Origin of the sequence: Bartonella sp. P0282 (genome assembly GCF_048452985.1) — a bacterium.
Lineage (GTDB): Bacteria > Pseudomonadota > Alphaproteobacteria > Rhizobiales > Rhizobiaceae > Bartonella > Bartonella choladocola.
Map to the genome: position 1 here is coordinate 241,616 of NZ_WTFO01000001.1, position 17,537 is coordinate 259,152.

Consider the following 17,537-nt stretch of genomic DNA (forward strand, 5'->3'; position numbering starts at 1 on the left):
AAGCTCTAACTGCGCTTGACGTGTTCGATATAAAGCTCGCGTAAGCGCATTGTTACTTTTCCGGGCTTACCATCGCCAATTTTACGCCCGTCAACACTCAAAACAGGAGCGGCAAAATTGGTGGTCGAGGTAATCAGCGCTTCACTGGCGGCATAGGTTTCTTCCAATGTAAAGAGCCGTTCTTCGACATTAATGCCGTTTTTGCGGGCAAGTTCGAGAATCGTACCGCGGGTAATACCGGGCAAAATGGAGTGATCCAACTGACGGGTGACAAGCGTTCCCTGACGATCGACAATGAAGAAATTGGACGAGGTTGCTTCGGTCAGATAGCCATCTTCGACATAAACAGCATCATCAACACCCTCGGCATGAGCGTGAGTCTTGGTCAATGACGAATAAAGAAGCTGCGTTGTCTTGATGTCGCGGCGGCACCAGCGGCCTTCTTTCACCGATATCATTTTCAACTGCGGCATTTTATCGAGATTTTTGACAATGCCTGTCTGGGTGAACATGAAAAGGCAGGGCTTCAATTCGCTATTGTCATAAACAAAATTACGATCACCGGCGCCACGCGAAACCTGAAGATAGACAGTGCCGTTATCAAGACCGTTTCGCTTGACAAGCTCGCGATGAATATCAAGAAATTCATCTCTATCCACGTTGAATTCTATCTCCAGCGCTTTCAGAGAATTTTTAAGCCTTTTGATATGTCCGTCAAAGTCGAGAAACTTTCCGTCAAGAAAAGAGGTGACTTCATAAACGGAATCGGCAAACATGACAGACCTGTCAAAAATCGAAATCCGGGCATTTGTTTCATCAAACCAATCGCCGTTGACATAAACGGTGCGTGTCATCGTATTTTAACCTCTTCAACATCATTCACCAGTGGAAAAGATTTATCCTGCCGGAGAGAATCCGGATATTCCGGTTTTAGAAATCGGAAGTCTTCCAGTCTTTCCGGACGATCATTTTCCGCGTTTAAAAATCACTATGGAATTTTGGCTGAACTTAAGGCAGATTTGACAGAGCAGCAATAGCCGAGATGTCGCGGCCAATCAATTCATGCCGCTTTTTTTCATGAGGAAAATATCCGATGGCAGAACCGATCGCTTTTGTCAGCCGTAGCGCACAAACCGAAAGGGATAACTGGTTAAAAATCCTTTCCGAAAATTTGGGCGATGAAAAGATTGTAGATTTCAACGATTTGAAACCGGAAGATTATGGCGCAATCGAACTTGCCATTGTTGCAAACCCCGATCCCGACCAATTGAAAAAACTCAAAAATCTGAAATGGATACAAAGCCTATGGGCAGGTGTCGAACGGATGGTGAAGGAATTACCCGAAAATGCACCACCGATTGTCCGGCTCGTTGATCCCGCTTTGACCGAAGCCATGGCCGAAGCTGTTCTTGCGTGGACGCTTTATTTAACCCGCGATATGCCGCGCTATCATCGTCAGCAACAAAAGCGACTCTGGCAACCGCATAGCTATAAGCCCGCCTCACAATGGAAAATCGGCCTTCTTGGTTTAGGTCAATTGGGAAAAGCTGCGGCCAAATTGCTGACACTTACCGGATTTCAGGTAAACGGTTGGTCAAAGAGCCAAAAAACACTTGATAATGTCACATGTTCGAGTGGAAGAGCCGGTTTTATGCAAGTTGTTGAAACAAGTGATATTGTCGTTCTGCTTATACCGCTCACCAATGAAACAACAGGGCTTCTCGGAAAAAACGAATTTGCCCATATGAAAAAGGGAGCAAGCCTTATCAATTTTTCCAGAGGGCCTGTTATTGATACTGATGCTCTTGTTGAGGCTCTTAATAAACATGAGCTCGATCATGCGGTTCTTGACGTTTTCGATCAGGAACCTTTGCCGCCCGATTCGCCCTTATGGCAAAATGAAAATATAACCGTACTCCCCCATATTTCGGCTCCTACAAACAAAGAAAGTGCCGCAAAAATTGTGGCAAAAAATATAGCTCATTGGCGAAAAACCGGAAACTTGCCGACCGTAGTCAACCGGATGCGCGGCTATTAATCGGCCACTCAAATAGTCGTTCGATAAAACACCGGAAAAACATGGAAAACCGGCTTTAGAAAAATTGGTGCGGAAACCTTGCTTTCGTCATGAACGTTATATAGTTAATCTATATAACAGAATGGTGTATCTATGTCGGTCAAAGCAACCTTATCTTTCACAGAAGATCATATCGGCTCGGTCGGTCGGGAGCGTATCAAGCTTCTTGAGGCTGTCGGCCGTGAAGGTTCGATTTCTGCCGCCGCCCGTTCTGTCGGGCTTAGCTACAAAGCGGCATGGGATGGCATTGGCGCCATGCAAAACCTCGTTGCAAAACCGCTCTTGAAAAAGAACATCGGCGGGAAAAATGGTGGTGGTGCTACCCTGACACCGGAAGCGCTAAAACTCATCGAAACTTTTCACCATCTTGAAACCGGACTTGCCACAATGATGAAGCAAGCCTCCGATAATCTGTCGGAAATAGGTCTGAGTTCGACAGGGCTTTTACAAGGTTTCATGATGAGAACCTCGGCGCGCAATGTTTTATCAGGCCATATTTTAACCATCAAAAGTGCACCGCCCGCCGCATTTGTAACCATCGGTATTTCCCGAAAAATCGAAATCAAAGCCGAAATTACCGAAAAAAGTGTCGAACGGCTCGGACTTGTCAAGGGGCGGCAGGTTGCAGCTCTTATCAAAGCACCCTTTGTGAGGGTCGTACCTTTTGAAGACAAGGAAGATTTTTCTGAACAAAACCGGATTCCGGGAATTTTAGAGTCGATAACGATTGGCAAAAAAAGTGTCGAGCTTAACGTTGAAATTGGTGAAGACAAAACATTGATTGCAACAACCCGACCGGACGACCCAGTACTTAAAGGACTTACGGCCAATCAACCTGTTCTTGCGCTTATCAAGGCTGAAAACATCATTATTGCAACATGTTAGGAGAAGGCAATGAAATCCAAACTCGCTTTATCGATAGGTCTGTTGCTGGCAAGTGTAACCTTTGCCCATGCCGGTGAAACCGTTGTTGCGGTGGCTGCCAATTTTACCGAACCCGTCAAGGAAATTGCCGAACAATTCAAAGAAAAGACCGGGCACACGGCAACACTTTCATTCGGTGCCACCGGTAATTTCTATACACAGATAAAGAATGGTGCTCCTTTCGAGGTATTTCTTGCAGCCGATACCGAAAGGCCAACCAAGGCCGTTGAAGAAGGCTATGGTGTCAAAGGAACCGAATTTACCTATGCAATCGGCACATTGGTGTTGTGGAGCGCAAAAGATGACCTTGTAAAGGGTCCTGAAACTTTGACGGATAGCAAAATCACCCACATTTCCTTCTGCAATCCCGATGCTGCCCCTTATGGCAAGGCGGCTGTCGAAACCATGGATGCGCTCAAAGTTCACGACAAAATCAAGGACAAACTTGTCGAAGGACAAAACATTTCGCAAGCCTACCAGTTTGTCAAAACCGGAAATGCCGAAATCGGCTTTGTCGCTCTTTCGCAGATTATCAATGAAAAAGGCGGCTCGAAATGGGTTGTTCCTCAAACCGACTATAACCCGATCCGTCAGGATGCCGTGCTTTTGAAAACCGGTGAAAATAATGAAGCGGCAAAGGCTTTTGTGAGCTTCCTCAAAGGTCCGGAAGCAGCAACCATTATCAAAAAATATGGCTACGCCCTGCCGGAAACAAAGTAGCAAGCATGATGCTTCTTTCCAATGAGACATGGACCGCGATCAAGCTTACGGCCGAATTGGCGACGGTAACCACATTTTTTCTGATGGCTATCGGAACGCCGATTGCTTTGTGGCTGTCGCGATCCAAAACTTATGGAAAAGAAATCGTCGCGTCCATTATCTCCATACCTTTGGTTTTACCACCAACGGTTCTGGGCTTTTATCTTCTGGTATTTCTGGGGCCTAATGGACCGGGTGGCTTTATTGCACCATGGTTCGGCATGGATAAATTTGCCTTCACTTTTGAAGGGCTGGTCATCGGCTCGGTCATTTATTCCATGCCTTTTGTTGTTCAACCCATCCGCAATTCATTCGAGGCTATGGGAAAGCGGCCGATGGAGGTCGCAGCAACGTTGCGTGCTTCGCCCTGGAAAGCATTCTGGAAAGTAGCGCTTCCGATTGCGAGCCCCGGTTTTATGACTGCCGCTGTTTTGGGCTTTGCCCATACAGTGGGCGAATTCGGTGTTGTGCAGATGATTGGTGGAAACCTGCCCGGCAAGACGGCCGTGATCTCGACCACCATTATGAGCTATGTCGAAGCCGGTCAAATGCATGAAGCCAATGTTTTATCAATCATTATGGTTATCTTTTCATTCTGCATCATTCTTACTGTTTCACTCTTGCAAAAATTCATGCAGGCGCGAACATTATGAGTGAAACTATTTCTGTCGATCTTAAAGGGACACTGGGCAATTTTACGCTCGATTGTTCATTTCATGCCCCGCTTCGCGGCGTCATTGCGCTTTACGGCCCTTCCGGATGCGGGAAAACTTCTGTTTTACGCGGCATTGCCGGACTTAACCGGTTTTCAGGAAAAGTCGAAATCGGCAATGAATGCTGGCAGAACGAAACCGGTTTCGTTCCTGTTTATAAACGTCCCCTCGGCTATGTTTTTCAGGAAGCCAGTTTGTTTCCGCATTTGTCTGTCAGAAAGAACCTTACCTTTGCTATGGCGAAAGGCGAAAACAATCTCTCGCCGACATTCGACGAAGTGGTGGAATTTTTGAATATTGCCCACCTTATCGATCGGGCACCCCACAATCTCTCCGGTGGTGAACGTCAACGTGTAGCGATTGGCCGCGCACTCTTGTCGCATCCCAAGATTCTCCTTATGGATGAACCGCTATCGGCACTCGACAAACGGTCGAGAGATGAAATCCTTCCCTTTCTGATTGGTCTGCGTGACCGTCTTTCAATGCCGATCATTTATATCACCCATGATATTTACGAAGTCGAACGGTTGGCCGACACATTGGTTTTGATGGATAGTGGCAAAGTTATTGCCTCCGGCAGTTTGAGAGAAATCGAAGCAAATCCTGATCTGCCGCTTGCCAATACTCGCGAAGCCGCTGTCAATCTTGACGGCTATGTCAAATCCTATAACGAACATACCGGCCTTGTCGAAGTGGATGTACCGGGCGGCACGTTCATTGCCCCGTCCGCACCTTTTGTAGGGGGGAAAAAAATGCGCATTCGCATTGCTGCCAATGATGTGAGCCTTGCTGTCGAAAAACCGCTGAAAAGCTCGATCCTCAATGTGATGCCGGCGCGTATTCTGACAATGCGGGAACAGGGGCATTTTGAAGTTCTGGTCAAACTGGAATTGGGTGGCAATGGAGAGGGAGCGCATTTTCTTTCACGCCTCACACGCCATTCATGGCAAATATTAGGGCTTAAAGAAGGAATGGACGTTTATGCCCAAATTAAAGGCGTTGCCCTGATCGACCAGCAAGAGGGCTAACTTTTTCAAGATAGATTCGCGCAAGTTCAACCGTGCCTTTCAAAAAAGTTTTGCGAAGTTTTTCAGCTGTTGGCGTTTGATTGTGCGTTTCAAGCCAAGCCGTCAGTTGCAAACGGCGCATCATGACGAGGTGGACAATCATATCTGCCATTTCCCGGTTTACCGGCATCACTTCTCCATAGCCTTGAAGCCATGCACTGATATAGCTTGGTACAAATGGATTATCTTCAATAAAGCTCAAAGAATTGGCAAGATCCAGTCCGAACCATGAAAAGCCGCAATCATCAAAATCGATCGCGGCAAGGTTTTCGCCATCAATCAACAGATTTGCAAGCCGCAAATCGCCATGGATAAGACCGTAATGGGCTTTATCTTTCGGAAAAGTTGAAGAAAAAAATTCAAGCATTCTATCGCAATTTTCAAGAATTTCACGGTCAGCGGGCTGAAGATTTTCGGCCTTTCGCCAATCTCCCCAGATAGCATTCGGGCCGATCATTGTTTCATAAGTCCAATGTTTACGATTGAACCTTTCCGGCCTTACCCAATTTATAGATTGTTGATGCAATTTGGCGGAAATTTTACCAAGTTCAAAAAACCGGCGCACAAGTCTGTCATCCGCCTGCGGTTCATGACCGCTTATAAAAGAAAAACAGGCAAGCCTGAAAATGCCCGCTTCGACAAACAATTGACCAAAACGGGAAACGAAAAGATGTGGAACGGTCACAATGCCGGATTGCTCGATTGCCTGAAGCCAAAGGAGTTCGGATAAAATTTCATCATTTTGATGATAGGAAGGCCGATAAACCCGTATAATTCTCGTCTCGTTCCCGAACGTTACCCGAAAAGTCGCATTTTCCGATATGGTAAGAAGGTCGATGCGGGCGCTATCTGGAATATCCCAACAAGCAAGATGATCCCTTACCAAAGTCGGAAGATCGTTTTCGGCTTTCATCATCATCTATGTAACAGAAACACTGCCTGCTGCCCGAACAAATTCCAGGCTCCCAAAGGCAATTTGCGTTTGACGGGTTTTCCCTGCCGGTTCAACACCACCGCTTCTTCTATTTTTGCCCCTATTTCATTGACCAGATCGACAAAATCCTCAATCGTACAGAAATGGATATTCGGCGTATCATACCAGCTATAGGGAAGCTCTTTGGTAACCGGCATACGACCGAGAAAAAGCAGATGTGCGCGGGCGCGCCAATAACCGAAATTGGGAATCGAGACAACGGCCCTCTCGCCGATGCGCAAAAGTTGTTCAAGCACAGCTTTCGGATTGCGCGTTGCCTGCAAGGTTTGTGACAGAACAACATAGTCGAAGCCGGAATCAGGATAATAGATAAGATCGCTATCGGCATCTCCCTGAATGACCGAGAGACCTTTAAGCAAACATTGGTCAACACCCTGTTGCGACAATTCGACACCGCGTCCATCGACATTGCGCCGCGTTTGCAACAGATAAAGCAAACTGCCATCGCCGCAACCGACATCAAGAACACGCGCCCCCGGCCTGATAAAATTGGCGATTACTTCAAAATCGGTACGGGATTTTAACGCCGACAACAATTCTTCATCCTCGTTCATGCCGTCAATCCCCTCTGTTCTGCAGCCGCTGTCAGGAAACTGTGAATGGCAGAAAACATCACCGGTTCATCAAGCAGAAAAGCGTCATGGCCTTTGTCGGTTTTGATTTCAACGAATGAAACCCGCGCTCCGGCAGCGTTGAGTGCGTGCACAAAGGTACGGCATTGTGCGGTGGTAAACAGCCAGTCACTGGAAAACGAAGCAACAAAAAACCGCCCGCGCGAACCCTTGAAAGCGTCTGCCAGATGGCCGCCATATTCGGCTTCAAGATCGAAATAATCCATCGCACGCGTCAAATAAAGATAGCTATTGGCATCAAAGCGCTCGACAAATGTCATCCCCTGATGACGCAAATAGCTTTCAATCTGGAAATCGGCATCGAAACCGAATGTTATCTGATCTCTATTTTGTAAATTCCGCCCGAATTTACGATGGAGTGCTGCTTCCGAAAGATAGGTCACATGGGCTGTCATTCTGGCAACTGCCAAGCCTTTTGTCGGGCGTTTTCCCGCTTCGAGATACCGCCCGCCCAACCAGTTGGGATCGGCCATAACGGCTTGTCTGCCAATTTCATCAAAAGCGATATTTTGTGCCGAATGGCGCGCGCCGGTTGCAAGAATGACAGATGAAAACACTTTTTCCTTATAGGCTGCAGCCCATTGCAATGCCTGCATTCCGCCCATGGAACCACCAACCACACAAAACAATGTCTTGATTCCCAGTTTTTCGACAAGCATTGCCTGCGCGCGCACCATATCGCCTATCGTGATGACAGGAAAATCGAGTGCATAGGGTTTTCCCGTTTTCGGATTTTTCGATGCCGGACCGGTCGAGCCGAGGCACCCCCCTAACACATTGGAACAGATTACATAATAGCGTTCGGTATCAATAATTTTACCAGGCCCCACCAATATATCCCACCAACCGGGCTTTCCGGTTACCGGATGGGTATTGGCAACATGCTGGTCGCCAGTGAGGGCATGGCAGATTAAAATGGCGTTGCTTTTGTCTTCATTCAATGTGCCATAGTCCTGATAGGCAATCTGGAAAGGCGATAAAACAACGCCGCTATCAAGCTGTAGCGGCTCGTCTTGCCCGAACAGCGCTACTTTACTGTCAGGAAAATCGGCTTGGGAATTTTTCGCGCCGGAAGATTTTCCGGACGATTTTATTTGTGTCATGTCGGTTGCACCGTCTTGAAAGAAAAAGAATAGCTAGTCGCCTCCTCTGACAAATGTCAAGAATTTCTCTCGACTTCCGATGAAAGCAAGGGTATTTCCTAAAATATTAAACTACCAGACCGGATAAATATCGATGAAAAAAGATGTTCTTGTTGACCGTCCACAGCCTAGAAAAGGTATTCTGGATATTGCAGCTTACGTTCCCGGATCAAGCGAGACCGAAAATACAAGAAAAGTTTTCAAACTTTCTTCCAATGAGTCGCCGCTTGGCCCCTGTCCTGCAGCGATTGATGCTTATCGTCAGGCCGCAGCACATCTTGAACTCTATCCGGATGGTTCGGCCACACCCCTTCTTGAAGCCATTTCCGAAGTGACAGGGCTTGCAAGAAGCAATTTGATGGCGGGAAACGGTTCGGATGATTTGTTAGGTCTTTTATCCAATACCTATCTTACAGCCGGTGATGAAGGAATCATGACCGAACACGGCTTTAGCGTTTACGAGATACAAATCAGAGGGACCGGCGCAAAACCTGTTATTGTGAAAGAAAAAGACTGCCGCATTGACATTGACGCTATTCTTGCCGCAGTAACAGAAAGAACAAAAATCGTATTTATCGCCAATCCCGGTAATCCGACGGGCACTTATCTGACAGCAACCGAGGTCAAAAGACTTCATGCGGGGCTACCTAAAAATGTACTTTTAGTTCTTGACGGTGCCTATGCCGAATTTGTTACCGAGGATGATTACGATACCGGCGTCGAACTTGTTTCGGCCAATGAAAATGTTGTCATGACGCGCACATTTTCCAAAATCTACGGACTTGCCGGTTTGCGTGTGGGGTGGATGTATGCGCCTCTTCATGTCATTGATGCGGTCAACCGTATTCGTGGAGCTTTCAATGTCAGTGTTCCGGCACAGGCTGCTGCAAGTGTTGCTTTTCGTGACCGTGCCTATATCCGGAATGCGATAGCCTATAATTCAAAATGGCGTTCCTGGCTCACACATGAAATCGAGGCTTTGGGGCTCAAGGTTACGCCTTCTGTCACCAATTTTCTGCTCATCCATTTTCCGGCAGACAAGGAAAAATCGGCTGCTCTGGCTGATGATTATCTGAAATCCAACGGGTATATTTTGCGCCGCGTTACCGGATACGGATTTCCGAACGCGTTGCGCCTTTCCATTGGATCCGAAGAAGCAAATCGCGGCGTTGTCGCCACATTGAAAAATTTTTTGAAGTAGAAAAATGTCTGAAGTGAAATTTAAAAAAATCGCCCTTATCGGTATCGGCCTTATCGGCTCTTCTCTTGCCCGTGTTATCCGTGAAAAAAAATTGGCCGATCTTATTGCCATTTCCACCCGCACAGGCACAACGCTTGAGCGGGCACGCGAACTCAAACTGGGTGACAGCTATACCACCGACAATGGCAAAGCGGTTGAAGATGCCGATCTCGTTATTGTTTCGGTGCCGGTCGGTTCATCCGGTCAGGTCGCAAAAGAAATTGCACCACATCTAAAACCCGGTGCCATTGTTACCGATGTCGGTTCTACCAAAGCTTCGGTTATTCGCCAGATGAAACCGGAACTGCCAGATAATGTTATTTTTATCCCCGGTCACCCTATTGCCGGTACAGAATTTTCCGGTCCCGATGCCGGTTTTGCCGACCTTTTCATCAATCGCTGGTGCATTTTGACACCGCTTCCCGATACGGATGAAAAAGCAATCGCCAAATTGACCGAATTCTGGGAAGCCTGTGGTGCAAAAGTTGACAGAATGGACCCCGAACATCACGATCTGGTTCTGGCAATCACATCGCATCTGCCACATCTTATTGCCTATAACATTGTCGGCACGGCAAGCGACCTTGAAAAAGTCACCAATTCCGAAGTTATTGCCTATTCGGCTTCCGGTTTTCGCGATTTTACCCGTCTTGCCTCTTCCGATCCGACAATGTGGCGCGACATCTGCCTGAACAATAAAGACGCTATTATTGAAATGCTCGGACGTTTCAGTGAAGACCTTGCTTCGCTCCAACGCGCAATCCGCTGGGGAGATGGGCAGGCTCTGTTTGACCTTTTCACGCGTACACGTGCCGTAAGACGCGGCATTATTGATGCGGGACAGGAAGTCGACGCACCCGATTTTGGTCGTCAGGTTGCCCGCAAACACCCCGAAGATCTGAAAAAATAACCCATTTTGAAAAGGGAGCGCATTTGAACAGAACCAGATGCGCTTCTTTGCATTCTTTTCCATAATTCGATTTTCTATTGTCCGGATATAGGATTGCGGCTTTTCCGGCGATAGAATTGAAGGGCATGTGGCGCAAAACATTCGCCGGTTTTTTTTAAGCCACAATCAGGTAGTCACATTATCAATCATGCGGGATAATTGCTTCGGCATTTGCCCGAACAATATATGACTGCACGTTTCACAATTTACTTGAAATCATCAAGGCTCGGCGTTTTTTCAAGAAGCTCTTGCGGCGTCGGCAAACTATCGTCGATCTTTTGATAGCGCATTTTCTCCGGCAATTCGGTTGAATTGGAGGATTGATCGCGCTGCATAGCTGCCCGCGATAACAACATGAGTGTGACAGGTGTTGTTACGATAATAAATATGGCAAGCAATATAGAATGGGAAATGAGTTTGTGACCGCTTACCGTTGAATAGATGATCGAGGCAATGATAATGCCACTGACACCCCAGCTTGTTCCAAGCGTTGGCATATGTAAACGTTCATAAAAGCTTTTTGCACGATTAAGACCGATGGCGCCGATCAATGTCAGCCCTGAGCCTAAAAGCAGGAAAAACACAATGACAATAGAAAGCCAAAGAGGAAAGTCTTCAATCATTCGATCACTTCCCCGCGCATCAGAAATTTCGCCAAAGCCGAACTTGAAACAAATCCCAAAAGGCCGATAACCAATGCGGAATCGAAATAGATTGTCGTGCCGGTACGCATGCCGAAGGTGACAAATAACATCAATGTCGCTGTGTAGAGTGCATCAAGCCCCAAAATTCTGTCCTGTGCACGGGGACCGCGTGCAAGCCGTATGAACGACAATATCATTGCTAATCCCAGAAACAGTTGCGAAATATTGATGCCCCAATAAAGAATAACAATACTCATTGGAATATCTCCAGAAGCAGACTTTCATAACGGTTTTTAATGAAATCTCTCCAATAATTTTCATCATCCATATCAAAATCGAGAATATGGACAAGAAGACTGCTTTCCTTGCTGTGATAGGCTATCCAGGCAGTCCCCGGCGTTGCCGTCATAATACAGGATAAAACAGCCAGTCCTGTGCGATTTTTGAGTGCCAGCGGAACCGTTATAAAGCCTGATTTTTTCCGTTTTGTTCCGTTAAAAAGCACATAGAGGGCAACATCATAATTCGATTTCACAATATCCAGCGTAACACGGAAAAACAGCTTTATAACAGAACTCCAATTATGGATGTGCACCTTCTGCGGTTTTAAAAGCCGAATTAAAAACCCGCCCGCAATGCCAACGACAATACCGATGACGCCCTGCCCCAAGGTAAAGCCGTTCAAAATCATCCACATGAGAAGAAGCGACAAGGTCAACAAAGGATAGGGGATTATGCGGGTCATTCCATACCCCTTTCAACTTCAACCTTATCAATAAACCCCGCCGTTATTTCTTCTGACGAGATCCGGCTTGCTGTGACTGTTTTTTGTGGCAAAACACTGCCGATATAATTTTGCGGATGATGCAATTCTCTGGCAGTCTGTCCCATATAATCGGCAACCGGACCGGCAGCAATGGTCAATAGAAGACACAAGCCGAGCAAACCTGCAACGGGAGCAAATTCTATCACTTGTACGCGTGGCACTTTACCTTCAATCGAAGCCCAGAAAGTGCGGATACCGGTTCTTGTCATAGCGATAAGTGCGGCAAAACCGGAAAAAATGAGAAGAGCAACAAAAGTCCAATCCCGCGCGCTAGGTTGGTAACCATCGCCATTCAACCCGTCCGGATTGAAAACACCGGTAATCATCATGAATTTTGCGACAAACCCCGAAAATGGCGGCATACCGATAATGAGAATGGCCGTTATTCCGAAACATGCACCCAAAATTGCAAGCGTTGCCGGAAGATAAGTGCCGACTTCATCCTCTTCATCTTCCTCGTCTTCGCCGTAAACTTCCATTGTTACCGCAAGAACATTGGCTGCTGTGTCCTGAGTGCGTTCGACAAGCTCGACCAACAGAAAAAATGCCGCAAGAGACAAAGTGGAGGAAACAATATAAAAAAGCGCACCAGCGGTAAGTGAAGCATTGCCGGTTCCGATAGCGGCAAGCAGTGTTCCCGACGACACCAGAACGCTATAAGAAGCAAGTCTTCCCAGAGCCTGACTTGCGAGCACGCCGATAAAGCCGAATATCAAAGTTGCAAGGCCGCCATAAAACAATATGTCATTGCCAAAACCGCTTAAAGTTCCGCCATCCGTTCCGAAAACCAGTAATGTAAGGCGCAAAACAACGTAAATGCCGACCTTGCTTAAAATAGCAAATGTTGCTCCAACCGGTGCCGCCGCAGCACTATAAGTCGGTGTCAGCCAGAAGTTGAGTGGCCACATGCCGGCCTTGACCAGAAAGGCAATGCCGAGAATTGCCGCGCCGGACTCGAAAATAATACGATCGGCCGATTTGAGAGTTTGGAGTTTCAAGGCAAGATCGGCCATATTCAATGTTCCGCAAACACCATAAATGAGTGCTGCGCCGATCAGAAAAAACGAAGAGGCAATAAGATTGACCACCACATAATGCATACCGGCGCGCACCCTCGCCTGCCCGCTACCGTGAAGGGCAAGCCCATAGGATGCTGTCAACATAACTTCAAAGAACACAAAAAGATTGAACAGGTCTCCGGTCAGGAAAGCGCCGTTTACACCGGCAATCATGAATTGCATGAGAGAATGGAAGTGCGGACCGGCTTTATGCCAATGGGCAGCCGAAAAAACCAATGAAGCTGCCGCAAGAATGCTTGCCAGAAAAACCATCGCCGCACTTAACCGGTCGAGCACCAGAACTATTCCGAAAGGCGCTTGCCAATTTCCGAGGTTATAAACCTCTGCTTCAGGTGAAAAATCAATAGCGCGCCCGATCAACCCGATAGAAACAAGAATGAGAAGCCCTATCGACGAAAGGCTTATCCATAATTTGAGTTTGCGGCGTCTTTCATCATAAAAAAGGAGAAGTGCCGCAGTCGCAATAGGAAGGAGGATGGGCAAAATAACGAGATGTTGGAGAAAATTTTCTATCATTTATTTTCCCTTCCATCGACATGGTCCGAACCGGTTAGACCGCGTGAAACCAGCAGAATAACAAGAAACAATGCGGTTGTCGCAAAACCGATCACAATGGCTGTAAGAACCAGCGCTTGCGGTATCGGATCGGCATAATTTGCCGGATTGACAGGATTGGAGGGGTCAACAATCGGTGCTGCGTTCGAGCGGGGACGCGCCATCGAAAAAATAAACAGATTGACCGCATAGGAAATAAGTGAAAGCCCTAGAATGACCTGATAGGTTCTTGGCCGCAAAACGAGCCAGATTCCTGAACCGGCAAGCACACCAATCCCCAAAGAAAGAACAATTTCCATCAGCGTTCCTCCTCTTTACGGATTGTGCGTTTACCAACACGATAATGCCGGATTGATTGGTGGGCTATTGCGATGAGCATCAGCACGGTTGCACCGACCACCAGTGAAAAAACACCGAGGTCGAATGCCATAGCACTGGCTGTCGGCATTTTTCCGATAAACGGAATCTTCGTATATTGAAAATAGGAGGTAAGAAACGGATAGCCGAAAAACCACGAACCGATACCGGTTACCAATGCCAGAAGAATACCGAACCCGATCCAGCGCAGTGGTAAAACTGTGAGATGACTTTCCACCCACCGCGTTCCCGATGCCACATATTGCAAAATAAATCCGATAGCCATGGTGACACCGCCGGCAAAACCGCCACCCGGCAAATCGTGCCCGCGCATGAACAAATAGACGGCAAAGGCCATAATAACCGGAAACAGCCAATGCATGATAATGCGCGGAATAACAAGATAATCGGAAACTGTGTCTCCGACCTCGCGATCAGGTCTTGCCTCGTCAAAAGCTGACTGAACCCGTTGTTGTGTGGGGGCCTCGATACTTTCAACGGCCGGACGGAAGCGACGCAGCAGGGCAAAAACGGTGAGCGCCACAATACCGAGCACCGTTATTTCGCCCATCGTATCAAAGCCGCGAAAATCCACGAGAAGCACATTGACGACATTGCGCCCACCCGCATCCGCATAGGAACGGGTGAGGAAAAAGTCGGAAATTGTTGCGCCCTGCGGGCGCGTCATCACACAATAGGAAAGCCACGCAAGCCCGCCCCCGCCTGCAACAGCGATAAGGAAGTCGCGGCCTCTTCGCAACCAAGGTCTAAAACCATCCGGTATAGGGTCAGGAGCCTGCAAACGTTTGGGCAACCATCTAAGCCCCAAAAGCAGAAGAACTGTTGTGACAACCTCCACAACCAATTGTGTCAATGCAAGATCGGGGGCGGAAAGCCACAAGAATGTGGCACAGGTCATAAGCCCCGTGACACCCAGAAGTATCAACGAAGCGAAGCGGTGGAATTTTGCCTGCCATGCAACCAATATTGCGCAAACACCACCGATCAACCAGATAATTAAAAATGGCAGATCAAGCGGGAAAAGCGGCAATGCTCCCGCATCAATCCATTGATTTCCGGCAATCAACAACAAGAGTGCAACGATTGGCGCAAGGATAATCCAGCGCACTTCAACTTGCAGGCGACGGGTAGAAAGAAAAGCTTCCGCCGAACGCGCCCATTTCCATGATATTGTTACCAATACGCGTTCAAAAATACGCTGCCCTTTCAAATGTCTGAAAAATGGCGGGCCACCTTCACAGGATTTCAGATATTTGCGCGTGAGAATATAAAGTATGAGCCCGCCTATCAAAGCAATGAGGCTCATGACAAGCGGCGTATTGAAACCATGCCAGAGAGCGAGATCATAATGTGGCGTTTCTGCCCCCAATACCGAATGGACGGCTGTTCCCAAAATGCCACCGATAGCAAATTCCGGAAATATACCGATGAGAAGGCATAAAAACACCAATAATTCGATAGGAAAACGCATGAAATGCGGTGGTTCATGTGGAGTTTTTGGCAAATCATGCGGTTTTCCGCCAAAAAACACCCCATGAATAAAACGTACCGAATAGGTAACACTCAACAATCCTGCCAGCGTTGCAAGATAGGGTGTAATCTTATCGAGCCAGGATTCCAGATGGACTTCAACCGCTTCGGCAAAAAACATTTCCTTCGATATGAAGCCATTGAGAAGCGGCACACCTGCCATGGCAGCGCTTGCAACCAGCGCCAGCGTTCCGGTAAACGGCATATAGCGGAAAAGCCCCGATAATTTGCGCATATCGCGGGTTCCCGTCTCGTGGTCGATAATGCCCGCTGCCATAAATAACGATGCCTTGAAGATGGCATGGTTGACGGTATGGAAAATCGCTGCAACGCAAGCAAGCGGGCTTGCAAGACTTAAAAGCGTGGTTATCAACCCCAGATGACTGATCGTCGAATAGGCAAGCAGACCTTTAAGGTCTTGTTGGAACATAGCAAAATAGGCACCGATCAAAAGCGTAATCAAACCGCAAAGGCCGATAATCCAGAACCATGCTTCTGTTCCCGCCAGTACCGGCCAGAACCGCACCATAAGAAACACACCGGCTTTGACCATTGTTGCCGAATGAAGATAGGCAGAAACCGGCGTTGGCGCGGCCATTGCATTAGGAAGCCAGAAATGGAACGGAAATTGCGCGCTTTTTGTCAATGCTCCGAGAAGCACACAGACAAGTGCCGGAATATAAAGCGGACTTGCCTTGATGAGTGACCCCGACTTCAACACCACATCGAGATCATAGCTGCCGACAATGTGACCGATAATCAACATCCCGACAAGAAGCGCAAAGCCGCCAAACCCTGTCACCGTCAGAGCCATGCGTGCGCCGTCACGCGCACTTGCGTTATGATACCAGTAGCCGATCAAAAGAAACGAGAAAATACTGGTGAGTTCCCAGAAGACAACGAGGAGAACAATGTTGCCCGACAACACCATTCCAAGCATCGAGCCCATAAAGGCAAGCAGAAATGAAAAAAACCGCGGAACCGGATCGGCCGGATTCATATAATAACGGGCATAGACAACAACGAGCAGGCCGATACCCGTTATAAGAACCGAAAACAACCAGGAAAAACTATCCATCCGCAAGGTGAAATTCAACCCCCATTGCGGCAACCAGACAATATCCAATCTTATAACATTGTCGGCTGAAATGGCCGGATAAAGCATAATGGTACAAAACAGTGCCATCAGCGCGATTGCACCGACAAACCATGCTTCATTGTTTTTTGCTGTAGAACGAAAAAAACCGATAATGGCACTACCGACAAAGGGAAGTATTACCAGCAATATCAAGATTGCTTCCCGTGTTGTCATTATCTATAAACCATCCTCTTTTTCGGGGCCTCGTTTCTATATAGGTCACCGGAAATGAATCGGTATCACCTGAGTTTTATATTGGATGGTTTCAAGCATATAACGCAAGCCTTTTCAAAAGCTTAATCGGGAAAAATTTGTCGTTTTTTTTAAATTTCCTCATTTCACCGGAATGGGGAGTTTATAAAGTCCGATTTCCATCAACCGGACGATTTTCATTTCGGGCTGTAATAGCGCGATACACATTGTTTTCGCGGGCCGTCAAAAGGCTGGTAACTGTTGTCGGAACTTGTATAGGACTTATATTTTGACGAACAAAAATCGACATGGTTTTTGATAAGCCATGGCTTGTCATCTTCTTTTTTGGATTTTTGTGGCGTTTTTTTAAGTTTTACATTGCTACTATCGGCATGTGCTCCGGGCTCAAATGCTGCTTCCGGATACCACCAGCCATCTGTATGTTTTTTATAACCGGTACGGTGATGACGATAGCCTTTGAAACCGTTCAATTCGCCACGGCTCTGGCTGGTTACGGCTGTCGGTTCGGTTGTTCTGGAGTTTTGTGCAACTGCAATGTTTCCATCAAAGTCGGCCGCCAATGTGGAAAAAACTGTAACCAATCCGACCAATGGCAGTCCAACAAAAAAACAAAAAGATTTATTGATTTTAGGCATTAAGAATCCTTCCCAGAACGACACATGAGGACTATAGCAGAC

The 17,537-nt window shown here is 47.3% G+C and carries 18 protein-coding genes; 7 read left to right on the top strand and 11 right to left on the bottom strand.

The genetic code is table 11. The annotated features are described in order from the left end of the window. Positions 1–5: 5 nt before the first annotated feature. Positions 6–854, bottom strand: a complete 849-nt coding sequence (locus tag GQS64_RS01145; RefSeq protein WP_198230370.1) for a D-amino-acid transaminase — start codon at positions 852–854, stop codon at positions 6–8. A gap of 239 nt (positions 855–1,093) precedes the next feature. Here GQS64_RS01145 and GQS64_RS01150 point away from each other — a divergent pair, with 239 nt between their 5' ends. The 5 genes from GQS64_RS01150 to modC all read left to right on the top strand — a co-directional run bounded on the left by GQS64_RS01150 (position 1,094) and on the right by modC (position 5,501). After that, positions 1,094–2,038, top strand: coding sequence for a 2-hydroxyacid dehydrogenase (locus tag GQS64_RS01150; protein ID WP_198230371.1), 945 nt, complete (start codon positions 1,094–1,096; stop codon positions 2,036–2,038). A 132-nt stretch (positions 2,039–2,170) separates the two neighbouring features. Then, complete coding sequence (locus tag GQS64_RS01155) at positions 2,171–2,962, top strand: TOBE domain-containing protein (protein WP_198230372.1); 792 nt, start codon at positions 2,171–2,173, stop codon at positions 2,960–2,962. Between the two features lie 9 nt (positions 2,963–2,971). Then, a complete protein-coding gene (gene modA / locus GQS64_RS01160; RefSeq protein ID WP_077994295.1) occupies positions 2,972–3,721 on the top strand; it encodes a molybdate ABC transporter substrate-binding protein in 750 nt (249 codons plus the stop codon). Positions 3,722–3,726: 5 nt separating this feature from the next. Continuing rightward, positions 3,727–4,413, top strand: a complete 687-nt coding sequence (gene modB, locus GQS64_RS01165; RefSeq protein WP_077973323.1) for a molybdate ABC transporter permease subunit — start codon at positions 3,727–3,729, stop codon at positions 4,411–4,413. After that, a complete protein-coding gene (modC, locus tag GQS64_RS01170) occupies positions 4,410–5,501 on the top strand; it encodes a molybdenum ABC transporter ATP-binding protein (protein WP_198230373.1) in 1,092 nt (363 codons plus the stop codon). Before modB ends, modC begins: the two co-directional genes overlap by 4 nt. Here modC and GQS64_RS01175 read toward each other — a convergent pair. From GQS64_RS01175 to metX, 3 genes are read right to left on the bottom strand one after another with little or no spacing between them, the layout of a single operon-like run. Continuing rightward, the gene (locus GQS64_RS01175) at positions 5,464–6,459 is read right to left on the bottom strand and encodes a phosphotransferase enzyme family protein (RefSeq protein WP_198230374.1); all 996 of its coding nucleotides are present in this window, start codon (positions 6,457–6,459) and stop codon (positions 5,464–5,466) included. The genes modC and GQS64_RS01175 overlap by 38 nt on opposite strands. Beyond that, positions 6,456–7,088, bottom strand: coding sequence for a methionine biosynthesis protein MetW (gene metW, locus GQS64_RS01180; RefSeq protein ID WP_077994298.1), 633 nt, complete (start codon positions 7,086–7,088; stop codon positions 6,456–6,458). Before metW ends, GQS64_RS01175 begins: the two co-directional genes overlap by 4 nt. Further along, positions 7,085–8,269: a homoserine O-acetyltransferase MetX gene (gene metX / locus GQS64_RS01185; protein ID WP_198230375.1), complete on the bottom strand. Its 1,185-nt coding sequence runs from the start codon at positions 8,267–8,269 to the stop codon at positions 7,085–7,087. Before metX ends, metW begins: the two co-directional genes overlap by 4 nt. A gap of 133 nt (positions 8,270–8,402) precedes the next feature. Between metX and hisC the strand changes: the two genes are divergently transcribed. Together hisC and GQS64_RS01195 are read left to right on the top strand one after the other, a co-directional pair. Then, positions 8,403–9,509, top strand: coding sequence for a histidinol-phosphate transaminase (gene hisC, locus GQS64_RS01190; protein WP_198230376.1), 1,107 nt, complete (start codon positions 8,403–8,405; stop codon positions 9,507–9,509). A 4-nt stretch (positions 9,510–9,513) separates the two neighbouring features. Further along, positions 9,514–10,458 (top strand): prephenate/arogenate dehydrogenase family protein, encoded by a 945-nt coding sequence (locus GQS64_RS01195; protein ID WP_198230377.1) that lies wholly within the window; start codon positions 9,514–9,516, stop codon positions 10,456–10,458. Positions 10,459–10,703: 245 nt separating this feature from the next. Here the strand turns inward: GQS64_RS01195 and mnhG are convergent, their stop codons facing one another. The 7 genes from mnhG to GQS64_RS01230 all read right to left on the bottom strand — a co-directional run bounded on the left by mnhG (position 10,704) and on the right by GQS64_RS01230 (position 17,495). Further along, positions 10,704–11,120, bottom strand: coding sequence for a monovalent cation/H(+) antiporter subunit G (mnhG, locus tag GQS64_RS01200; RefSeq protein WP_075869468.1), 417 nt, complete (start codon positions 11,118–11,120; stop codon positions 10,704–10,706). Continuing rightward, positions 11,117–11,398 (bottom strand): K+/H+ antiporter subunit F, encoded by a 282-nt coding sequence (locus tag GQS64_RS01205; RefSeq protein WP_077994303.1) that lies wholly within the window; start codon positions 11,396–11,398, stop codon positions 11,117–11,119. Before GQS64_RS01205 ends, mnhG begins: the two co-directional genes overlap by 4 nt. After that, positions 11,395–11,886 (bottom strand): Na+/H+ antiporter subunit E, encoded by a 492-nt coding sequence (locus tag GQS64_RS01210; RefSeq protein ID WP_198230378.1) that lies wholly within the window; start codon positions 11,884–11,886, stop codon positions 11,395–11,397. The genes GQS64_RS01205 and GQS64_RS01210 overlap by 4 nt, the downstream gene beginning before the upstream one ends. After that, positions 11,883–13,562 (bottom strand): monovalent cation/H+ antiporter subunit D, encoded by a 1,680-nt coding sequence (locus GQS64_RS01215; protein ID WP_210327966.1) that lies wholly within the window; start codon positions 13,560–13,562, stop codon positions 11,883–11,885. The genes GQS64_RS01210 and GQS64_RS01215 overlap by 4 nt, the downstream gene beginning before the upstream one ends. Beyond that, complete coding sequence (locus GQS64_RS01220; protein ID WP_077994306.1) at positions 13,559–13,900, bottom strand: Na+/H+ antiporter subunit C; 342 nt, start codon at positions 13,898–13,900, stop codon at positions 13,559–13,561. The genes GQS64_RS01215 and GQS64_RS01220 overlap by 4 nt, the downstream gene beginning before the upstream one ends. Then, complete coding sequence (locus GQS64_RS01225; protein WP_198230379.1) at positions 13,900–16,821, bottom strand: monovalent cation/H+ antiporter subunit A; 2,922 nt, start codon at positions 16,819–16,821, stop codon at positions 13,900–13,902. The genes GQS64_RS01220 and GQS64_RS01225 overlap by 1 nt, the downstream gene beginning before the upstream one ends. 215 nt (positions 16,822–17,036) lie before the next feature. Further along, positions 17,037–17,495: a BA14K family protein gene (locus GQS64_RS01230; RefSeq protein WP_198230380.1), complete on the bottom strand. Its 459-nt coding sequence runs from the start codon at positions 17,493–17,495 to the stop codon at positions 17,037–17,039. Between the last annotated feature and the right edge of the window lie 42 nt (positions 17,496–17,537).

Excerpts from the sequence above, each read along its gene's own strand:
- GQS64_RS01230 (WP_198230380.1), bottom strand. The coding sequence starts at position 17,495 with ATGCCTAAAATCAATAAATCTTTTTGTTTTTTTGTTGGACTGCCATTG.
- modC (WP_198230373.1), top strand. The coding sequence starts at position 4,410 with ATGAGTGAAACTATTTCTGTCGATCTTAAAGGGACACTGGGCAATTTT.
- metW (WP_077994298.1), bottom strand. The coding sequence starts at position 7,088 with ATGAACGAGGATGAAGAATTGTTGTCGGCGTTAAAATCCCGTACCGAT.
- GQS64_RS01175 (WP_198230374.1), bottom strand. The coding sequence starts at position 6,459 with ATGATGATGAAAGCCGAAAACGATCTTCCGACTTTGGTAAGGGATCAT.
- GQS64_RS01220 (WP_077994306.1), bottom strand. The coding sequence starts at position 13,900 with ATGGAAATTGTTCTTTCTTTGGGGATTGGTGTGCTTGCCGGTTCAGGA.
- GQS64_RS01215 (WP_210327966.1), bottom strand. The coding sequence starts at position 13,562 with ATGATAGAAAATTTTCTCCAACATCTCGTTATTTTGCCCATCCTCCTT.
- metX (WP_198230375.1), bottom strand. The coding sequence starts at position 8,269 with ATGACACAAATAAAATCGTCCGGAAAATCTTCCGGCGCGAAAAATTCC.
- modA (WP_077994295.1), top strand. The coding sequence starts at position 2,972 with ATGAAATCCAAACTCGCTTTATCGATAGGTCTGTTGCTGGCAAGTGTA.
- GQS64_RS01210 (WP_198230378.1), bottom strand. The coding sequence starts at position 11,886 with ATGACCCGCATAATCCCCTATCCTTTGTTGACCTTGTCGCTTCTTCTC.
- hisC (WP_198230376.1), top strand. The coding sequence starts at position 8,403 with ATGAAAAAAGATGTTCTTGTTGACCGTCCACAGCCTAGAAAAGGTATT.
- modB (WP_077973323.1), top strand. The coding sequence starts at position 3,727 with ATGATGCTTCTTTCCAATGAGACATGGACCGCGATCAAGCTTACGGCC.
- GQS64_RS01205 (WP_077994303.1), bottom strand. The coding sequence starts at position 11,398 with ATGAGTATTGTTATTCTTTATTGGGGCATCAATATTTCGCAACTGTTT.
- GQS64_RS01145 (WP_198230370.1), bottom strand. The coding sequence starts at position 854 with ATGACACGCACCGTTTATGTCAACGGCGATTGGTTTGATGAAACAAAT.
- GQS64_RS01225 (WP_198230379.1), bottom strand. The coding sequence starts at position 16,821 with ATGACAACACGGGAAGCAATCTTGATATTGCTGGTAATACTTCCCTTT.
- GQS64_RS01195 (WP_198230377.1), top strand. The coding sequence starts at position 9,514 with ATGTCTGAAGTGAAATTTAAAAAAATCGCCCTTATCGGTATCGGCCTT.
- GQS64_RS01155 (WP_198230372.1), top strand. The coding sequence starts at position 2,171 with ATGTCGGTCAAAGCAACCTTATCTTTCACAGAAGATCATATCGGCTCG.
- GQS64_RS01150 (WP_198230371.1), top strand. The coding sequence starts at position 1,094 with ATGGCAGAACCGATCGCTTTTGTCAGCCGTAGCGCACAAACCGAAAGG.
- mnhG (WP_075869468.1), bottom strand. The coding sequence starts at position 11,120 with ATGATTGAAGACTTTCCTCTTTGGCTTTCTATTGTCATTGTGTTTTTC.